The sequence below is a fragment of the Haliscomenobacter sp. genome (assembly GCF_033763495.1).
In the GTDB taxonomy this organism is placed as follows: domain Bacteria; phylum Bacteroidota; class Bacteroidia; order Chitinophagales; family Saprospiraceae; genus Haliscomenobacter.
The window spans coordinates 1-8385 of the sequence record NZ_JANRKL010000165.1; the positions used below are offsets into that span (position 1 = coordinate 1).

Here is an 8385-nt window from a genome sequence, read left to right on the forward strand (position 1 = left end):
GTATCCGCAAGGGGGCCAAAGCTGACCTGGTCTTTTTCTGGCACTGGCTCTACCTCGATGCCCAGGGCGAAAAGGTCCAAGACGAAGCCCTCGCCAAAGTGCGCATTCCTCAGCCGCGTTGTTACCATGTGTTCAATGCAATCGATATTGAAGGCATCGATTTTGAGTATCCTTCCAACCAATTGTTTACAGCTCATGAACGGATTGAGCGCTGCGAGGAATTGGTCAAAAGTACGGGTGCTAACATTGTTCACGCCGGAAATTCAGCGGCTTATTACCCCTTTCAGGACTTTATCCGCATGCCGGAGCTGCACCAGTTTAACACCCCGGAGGGCTATTATTCGACGCTCTTTCACGAGCTGGCGCATTGGACTGGCCACCCGTCCCGCCTCAATCGTTTCCCGGAAGGGGAGCCAATCCCCGCTTTTGGTAGCCCGGATTACAGCCGGGAGGAACTGGTGGCGGAACTTTGTTCGGCTTTTGTTTGCGCGCATTGTCAGATTGATACGCCGCAACTGGATGCCAACGCCGCCGCCTACCTCCAGGCTTGGATCAACAAACTGAAAGGTGACCCCAAACTGATCCTCAATGCTGCCGCGCAGGCGCAAAAAGCTGCGGATCTGCTTTTGCAACCTCAAGAGGTTTTTGCTTAATTTCTTTTTACTCAGTCTATATTTTCTCACTTATAAAACCGTAAAATAATGGAAACAGCAACTCTATTGCCGTTGTCTTCCGCCAATGTGGCGAAATTGGTAGACACTGAAACTGGTGCCATCGCGCCCATCGCTTATCTCCCCGGTCGCCCCCGCCAGTACCGCTTCGACGCCAGCCGGGGCATGTTCAACCTGAAAGGGGAAACCCCCATCACCAAACCCAAGGAATCTTTGACCCTGATCCCGATCGCTTTCCGGATTTTCCGCGACAGCATCCTGGGCCAAAGTACCAAGCGCTGGGCGGAACTTTTTTTCCTGAATCAAGACCACCAGGTCTGCAACCTCCTGCTGCACGGCTACAGTGTGGACAACCTGATGGGCCTCAACGAGGAGATTTTTTATGACCAGGTCAACCTCTGCCAAATCGAATTGACCATCACTCCCGCCGAACGCACTAGCAAGGCACCCGAGGCCAAAAACAGCCGTTTTTTTATCGCAGAGTTCAGTTTCAAACGCCTGAGCCTTGAGGCGATCGCAACGCAGGAGAGCATCTTCAAAGGGATGCCGCTATGGAGAGAAGATACCCTCACCGGCGACGCAGAGCCCATCCTGAGCTACAACTACAACCCGCCAGTGGAGGCCTGTCCCCAATTGACGGCGGCTGAACCAGCTACAGAGTTGCCGGCAGCGGCTTAGGTGTTATTCCAGGCTATCGGGAACCGAGCACCCGATAGCTGAAGTTTTCCCCTAGCTTGCAGCTGCTGGCTTCCCTAGCCGTTTCGACCCAACGCCCCGTCAACGCCTCTCCTTTGTGTCCATCGTGCTGCCTTGGCGTCCTTTGTGCTAAAAAATGCCGCTTTTGCCGCTTTCTAAGGTGCCCTAAGGTTTCTAAGGTGGTTCAAAAAAGGTGGTTCAAAAAACCGCAGCGAAGCTGCCCACTACCCAATCGGCTTCTGTGTCCTCTTTTCCACCGCAGGTGGCCTAAACTCTGAGAAACGCTGTGGTTAAAAAGTGTCGCTCAATGCAATCAATGGAATCACCTGCTAATTGCTCACTCAAAATAGGGTAGGGGATACCCCACCCTCAAACCTCCCTTTACCATGTTCCACCCCGAATTTTTCCCAACCCCCGATTGGTTGGCTCAGGAAATGCTTTCCCGGATCAACCTCCATAAGTTCCACTCGATTCTTGAACCCAGTGCGGGCAAAGGCGACCTCGTCGAGGCGATCCGCTCCCGAACACGTCACCCCCGGGTTGCTTGCTGCGAGCTCGACCCGGAGTTGCAATTGATCCTCAATGGCAAGGGTGTCCCGATCCTCAACGATGATTTTCTTGGCTTCACTGGGCAAGGGTACTACTTCGACCTGATTGTGATGAACCCGCCTTTTTCTCAGGGTGCCCGCCACCTGCTCCACGCCTGGGACATCCTCCAGGAAGGCCAGGTCCTTTGCCTCCTGAACGCGGAGACGATCCGCAATCCTTACACGGAAGAGCGCCAACTTTTAGCCAAACTGATTGCGGATCATGGTGAAATCCAATTTTTCCCCCGTGCATTCTCAGACGCGGAGCGATCCACCGAGGTTGACGTTGCCCTGGTACATTTGCACAAGGTGCAGGCCAACGTAGCTTTTGATTTTCTGGAGGGCTTACAAACCCCCAAGCCTCCCGCTGCCGAGGACTTTCAGACCTGGTTTGCCAACCAAAGTCAGGGAACGGCGCTGGAGTGCCCCGACTTCATCCGCCACATGGTGGGCTGGCAACAAGCCGCTGTGTCCACTTTCCAGGAACTGGTGAAGTGCTACGAGCGACTGAATTTCTATGTTCAGCCTTTGCTCCAGGGTTGCGTGTACAAACTGACAAGTATGATTGAATCGGCACTCAAGGAACCCACTCCTGCGCTCCGGGTGACGGAGTTCAATGTGGCCCTAACCGACCTGGCCTGGCAAAGCCTTTTCCAACAAACCCAGTTTCAAAAGGTACTGACCGCCCGGATGCAGGAGAACTTTGTGAAACATCGCCAGTTGCAGGGGCAAAAGGTGTTTTCAGAGGACAACATCCGTGCTTTGTTGGAACTGTTGATCGACAACCAAAAGTCTATCCTGGAGCAATGTGTGGTTGACGTGTTTGATACCATGTGCCGCTACAGCGCCGACAATCGGGTGTACCGCGAGGGCTGGAAAACGAATGACAAGTACGAGGTAGGCCGCAAGGTGATTTTACCGGGTTTTGTGGAATGTTCCAAGTACAATCAGTCTTTTAGTTTGTATTACAACCGCCGGGATGTCTGGCTTAATGATGTAGACAAGGCACTTTGTATGTTGACTGGTCAGCGATTGGAGGAGATTCTAAGCATCGTTGATGCGTTGCGCGAGGCCTTCAAGGATCGCTCGTGCCGGGAGACGGAGAGCACTTTTTTCAAAATGAGGTTTTTTAAAAAAGGAACGCTGCACCTGGTGTTCAAGGATGTGGACTTGCACCGGGAGTTGAATCGTTTTGTGTGGGGCAAAAAGGGGTGGCTGCGGGAGGAGTTTGAGTAAGAGATGCTAGCTCTAATAAGTGTAATTCAAAATTTGTAGAATTGGCTTTTGTATGTTTTACTATTTTGTAGGTAGCCCTATTCAATCATTTTTTTGAAAAGGAAAAACGGCCTGCCGAGTAAAATCATCCGGCATTTCATCGTCGCCCGGATAGCCGAGTTCGATGCTATCCCCATCGTGGGGTACATAAGCCGTTTTAAAAATATAATCCCATACACTTAGTGAAATGCCAAAATTGGCCCCATGCGGGCGATCATCCGGCAGCACTTTGGCGTGGTGCCAGGTATGCATTTGGGGATTGTTAAAAATGTATTTCAACAAACCCAAAGGTACTTTGATGTTGGAATGATTGAAATGACCAATGGCAGTGGTCAGCATGTGAATAAAAAAGAAATCCTGAATGCCAAACCCAATCATCCCCAATGGCAAATACTCCAAGACTTTATACACTACATTTTCCATCCAATGGTACCGCAAATGGGTAGCAAAACCCATTTCTTTGGCCGAATGATGCACTTTGTGAAACGCCCACAGGGCAGGCACCTGATGCAAAAGACGGTGAATGTTCCAATGGATAAAATCTCTCAACACAAAAAGCAAAACCAGTTGCGCCAATGCAGGCAAGCCGCCCAAGTAAATCGCCACCAGATTGGTAATGCCCAAAACATTGGCCAGAAAACCATTAAAAAACTCCACAAACACATTGGATAAGGCATAAAAACCAATCAGCGAAAACAAAAAGAAATTGAAAAACATATAAAACACGTCCAGCCAAAAGTCTTTCCTGAGCAACTTTTGGGACCTGCGCCAGGGCATCCACCATTCCAGGCCAAAAAAGAACAAAGAAATGCCAATCAGCCAGTAAAAATAATTGCCCCAAGACGGGCTGATGATTTCATGCAGCAGGTAGCCCGCATAACCTTGGTAGGACTGTACAATGATCTCGATGTATTTGTTCATGTCTAACTTGTTCAATGGTTATGGGCGATAAAAAAATTATTGTTCATTTTGCCATAGGACTAGATAAGTAAACGGTTCAATTTAAGTGTCTTATCTAAACCTATGGCTTGAAAAAAATGAACATTTATTTTTGCTCCACTACTTAGTGTAACGAATTTGGATCACCAGAGCAGAAAAGATGGTTAGCGCACCAATTGAGAGGATTGCGCCAGAAATGCCCCACCAATCGGCCAAAACTCCCGTTAATAAAGCTCCCAAGGCATAGCCCAAATCCCGCCAAAAACGGAAAACACCCAAACTTTCCGCCCGCTGCATCGGCGAAGTAAAGTCAGAAATGGCATTGATAAAAGTAGGATAAACGAGGGCTGTACCCCAGCCCAATAGCAATCCAATACTGGCAAATGCATAAAAACCCTCCGCCCAAATCGAGCCCACAATGGCTAAACCTTGCAACAACATGCCCCAGAATAGCAAACCCTTTTTCGAATAAACATCTGATAGGCGACCTGTTAACAATTGACTGATGCTCCAGGTAGTGGGATAGATGGCACTCAAAAGCCCGATTTCTGTCAAACTAAACCCTTTAGCTGCCAGAATAACTGGCCACAAGCCCCAAATCATCCCGTCGTTCAGGTTATTAATGAGCCCAGCCTGACTGACTGCCCCGAGAGAAGGATGCCGAAAGGTGGTATCCCAAAACACCGATTTTAAACTCAAACGTTGGTTGTTTTCCTGTTCTTTCGCCACATGCTGATGGGTATCTTTCAGGAAAAAAATACTCAGAAACAGGCCAGCCACCGCAAAAATGATGCCCAAATAAAAAGGATAAGGCCGCACCCCGTACTCTGAAGCGATCCAACCCGTCAAAAAAGCGACCAAACCCACCGCCAGATAACCCGCAAATTCATTGATTCCCACCGCCAGTCCGCGGCTTTTTTCACCCACCAAATCAATTTTCATCATCACCGCTGCACTCCAGCTCAAACCCTGGTTGATGCCCAACAGTACATTGGCCGCAACTACCCAGTTCCAATTGGGCGCATAAATCAGGATAAAGGGAACGGGCAACGCAAACAACCAACCAATGATCAGCAACCTTTTGCGGCCCAATCGATTGGCAAGCCTGCCAGTGAAATAATTACAAATGGCTTTGGTTACCCCAAAGGCCACAATGAAGGACAACATCGCCGTTTTGGAGGATAGGCCAAAAGCCGTTTCGGCCAATTGAGGTAAAATGGAACGCTCCAGGCCGATCATGCCCCCCACGAAAGCGTTGATGACGACTAAAAGGGTGAACTGGGCACCATTTTCCCTAAGTCCAAATTTTATGTTTTCCATGTTTTATAATTATTGAATGGCGCAACGGTTGGCACCCGCTTCTAAATCAGCCAAATTGTAATCGGCATGATCGCCGCTGCGGTTGATGGCTGAAATGGTCAGGTAATTGGGGGGTGTGGGCGGGAGTTTGTCCAATAAGCTTTGAACAAATTCTTCAATGGTCAATGCAAGTGCAGGAATTTTGCTGGCCAAATTGTCCAAACGCGCCGCAATCAAACCCTGATGGAAATCGATAGAAGTAGCCAGATGGGCTGGTAGGATTAGTGTAGCCGGGTCGAGCAACAGGATTTTTTGCAAAGACTTGAACAAAGCCTTGGCTTTTTGACGCGCCTTTTGTTCATCTGCTTTTAAATCAGGGCGCCCAATACCATCTGTAAACAGCGTATCTCCCGTAAAGAGTACACCTTGCTCCAGCCAGAAGGAAATGCTTTCGTCGGTATGGCCAGGCGTGTGCAGGACTACCACCCGGCTACCGCCCAACTCAATGCCTTCTCCATCTTTTATCGGGGTAAAAGGATACTCCACCTTGGCTTGCTCCGACATGTAATGGGAAGCGCCACTGGCCAGCGCCAGTTCCCCAGTACGCGATACGTAGTCAGCGTGGATATGTGTATCCGCAACATGGAGGATTTTCCAGCCTTTTTCCTGCGCAAGCTGCAAATAAACTTCGGGGTCAAGATTGGCATCAATGACCATTGCTTCACCCTCTGAAGCAATCAGGTAAGACAAACAACCTTTGGCCAATCTGCGCACCTGAATGATGCTCAGGTTTTCGCCCACCTGCATTTCTGCGGTATTCCAGGCGTAGTTCCAGGCTTTCATCCCTCCTTCCAAAGAAAATACAGAATAGCCCCTTTGGGTCAATACTTCGGCGGCGAATAAGCTGAGTTTTCCACCAGCACAAAAAGTGACTACTGGTGTGTTTTTATCGAGATAAAGGGCCTGCAAACTTTCTGCATTCCCTGCTTTGAGTTGGTCGTAGGCGTCGATGTGCAAACTCTGGGGAATGCGCCATTCCATCCGTTCCTGCATGGGGCGGATGTCCAACAGGGAGATTGGCTGGCCAGAGGACAACCAGGCGTTTAAGGTGAGGGCATCAATGGTTTTTACGGATTCCATGCGCTGAGTTTTGGTGAATGATGCTGCAAAGCTCAAGTCTTTTGAAATGGAATCCTTTTACATTTGATAAATAATGTCGCTACTCCGATTTTATTCTAACCCAGGTTTGGGTGCGATAAAAAGGCCCCCAGTAGCCTCGAATTTTAAGGGTGTTTTCATTTTCAAGCCAGATGGAACAGAGGTAAGTTTTGCCATTTCCGGGGTCTAAAATTTTGCCATTCTCCCATTGTTTTTCTTTTTTAGTAAAACCCCAGGCGATGGTCATGCCGATTATTTTTGTATCCTTTTTGGGTGCTGGGCACTGGATACAAATGGGGTCTTCACCTTCCCAGTCCTGTAGATAAATTTTTAAAATCTGCCCATATAAAACACCGTTTTGTTCCGAGATTTTGACCAGAGACTTGGCCTGACCACTTTTATCATCAATTGTTTTCCAGGTTCCAGTTACTGGATTATTGTCCTGATTGTCTTGCTCCAGGTGCCAGGTTTGGGTGCGATAAAACACCCCCCAATACCCCTTTACCTTAAGCACTTTGGGCTGCTCTAGCCACAATTTACTCTGGTATGTTTCTCCACTAACTGGATCGAGGATATGCCCTTCATTCCAGGTGTTGCCTGCTTTTTTAAAACCCCAAAGAAATTGCAGACCAATTACCTTTTTGCCTTGTAAGTCTCCGGGGCACTTTTCACAGATCGGGTCTTCGCCCTCCCAGGCTTGTAAGAAAATTTTTTCAACCCGTCCTTCGATACTGCTCCCTTTTTCCTGAATGCGAATCGTAGACAAGGGTTTGCCACTTTTGTCATGGTAGGTTTGCCATAGACCAGCTACGGACTGAGCCGAAATAGCCTGTGTCGTTAGCAATAATATCAGCAAGGCTTTGATTCCATTACCTGGTGCTTTTTCCCTGGTAGTCACTTCTTCAAAGGTCTCAACGTAGTTGGGATGCTCGGTTTTGCACCATTTATCCCACCAGGTGAAATACAGCCCATAGTTGTGGTTGAAATCTTTGTGGTGCAAATCGTGGTGGGTGGTGCTGGTATGCCAACTAATCAAAGGATTGGAGAGGAAGTTTTTGGGCAAAAATTCAATCCCCAAATGCCCCAGTACATTGCGGACGATCATGTACACCAAAAAGACGAACAAGGCCAATCCATGCAAGGGAATGGTGAATACCAGGAGTGGAAAAATACCCGCCTCAACAACAGCTTCTAAGGGATGAAATGCATACGCTGCCCAAGGTGAAGGGTTAGTTGATTGGTGATGAACGAGGTGAACATGGCGAAAAACCAGAGGGTGGTGCATCAAACGGTGGGTCCAATAAAAATAGGCGTCGTGCAGGACGATCATCAATCCAATGCTGACCAAAAACCACACCCAGCCCCTTTCCCCAAAATCATCGTAAATTAGGGTGTGGCCAGCATTTTTAGCTAGTGCAATGCCCGTACCGATTAGTGCAAAAACGAAAACTGTACTCAGAGAAAAAGCAAATTCAGCGTACATTTTCGCAAGTTGCAAGGGCTTTTTTTGAATGATGCGATGCCGCCATTTTTGAATAAACAAGACCCAAAAAACAAGGTAAATTATTCCAGTTGTTAACGCATAACGAAGGAAATCTACCATTAGCGCTTTTGGAAAAATCTCAGTAAAAGATAAGGTTTGCATGGTCAACAGATTTTTGTGTTGGGGCAAATCTGCTGCTGCAAAGGGCTTGAAATCTACTGGAAAATGAAAAATGCTGCTTGATTTTAAAAAAGAGGAGGTTTTTAGGGCATATCCA

Annotated in this window: 7 protein-coding genes; 3 read left to right on the forward strand and 4 right to left on the reverse strand. The window is 48.2% G+C overall.

Features of this window, described 5'->3' with window-relative positions:
* From SFV55_RS17500 to SFV55_RS17510, 3 genes are all read left to right on the forward strand, one after another.
* Positions 1–653, forward strand: a 653-nt coding sequence (locus SFV55_RS17500; RefSeq protein WP_320030825.1) for an ArdC family protein, incomplete at its 5' end; no start/stop codon positions are given.
* A 48-nt stretch (positions 654–701) separates the two neighbouring features.
* Positions 702–1349 (forward strand): hypothetical protein, encoded by a 648-nt coding sequence (locus tag SFV55_RS17505; RefSeq protein WP_320030826.1) that lies wholly within the window; start codon positions 702–704, stop codon positions 1347–1349.
* A gap of 404 nt (positions 1350–1753) precedes the next feature.
* On the forward strand, positions 1754–3190 hold the full coding sequence (locus SFV55_RS17510; RefSeq protein WP_320030827.1) for a DUF4942 domain-containing protein: 1437 nt from the start codon (positions 1754–1756) through the stop codon (positions 3188–3190).
* An 81-nt stretch (positions 3191–3271) separates the two neighbouring features.
* Here the strand turns inward: SFV55_RS17510 and SFV55_RS17515 are convergent, their stop codons facing one another.
* The 4 genes from SFV55_RS17515 to SFV55_RS17530 form a co-directional block, all read right to left on the reverse strand.
* Positions 3272–4150, reverse strand: coding sequence for a sterol desaturase family protein (locus SFV55_RS17515; RefSeq protein ID WP_320030828.1), 879 nt, complete (start codon positions 4148–4150; stop codon positions 3272–3274).
* Between the two features lie 138 nt (positions 4151–4288).
* Positions 4289–5488 (reverse strand): MFS transporter, encoded by a 1200-nt coding sequence (locus SFV55_RS17520; RefSeq protein WP_320030829.1) that lies wholly within the window; start codon positions 5486–5488, stop codon positions 4289–4291.
* A gap of 9 nt (positions 5489–5497) precedes the next feature.
* The gene (locus SFV55_RS17525; RefSeq protein WP_320030830.1) at positions 5498–6607 is read right to left on the reverse strand and encodes an MBL fold metallo-hydrolase; all 1110 of its coding nucleotides are present in this window, start codon (positions 6605–6607) and stop codon (positions 5498–5500) included.
* Positions 6608–6686: 79 nt separating this feature from the next.
* Positions 6687–8385 (reverse strand): DUF2147 domain-containing protein (locus SFV55_RS17530; protein WP_320030831.1); only part of this gene is annotated, 1699 nt, incomplete at its 5' end.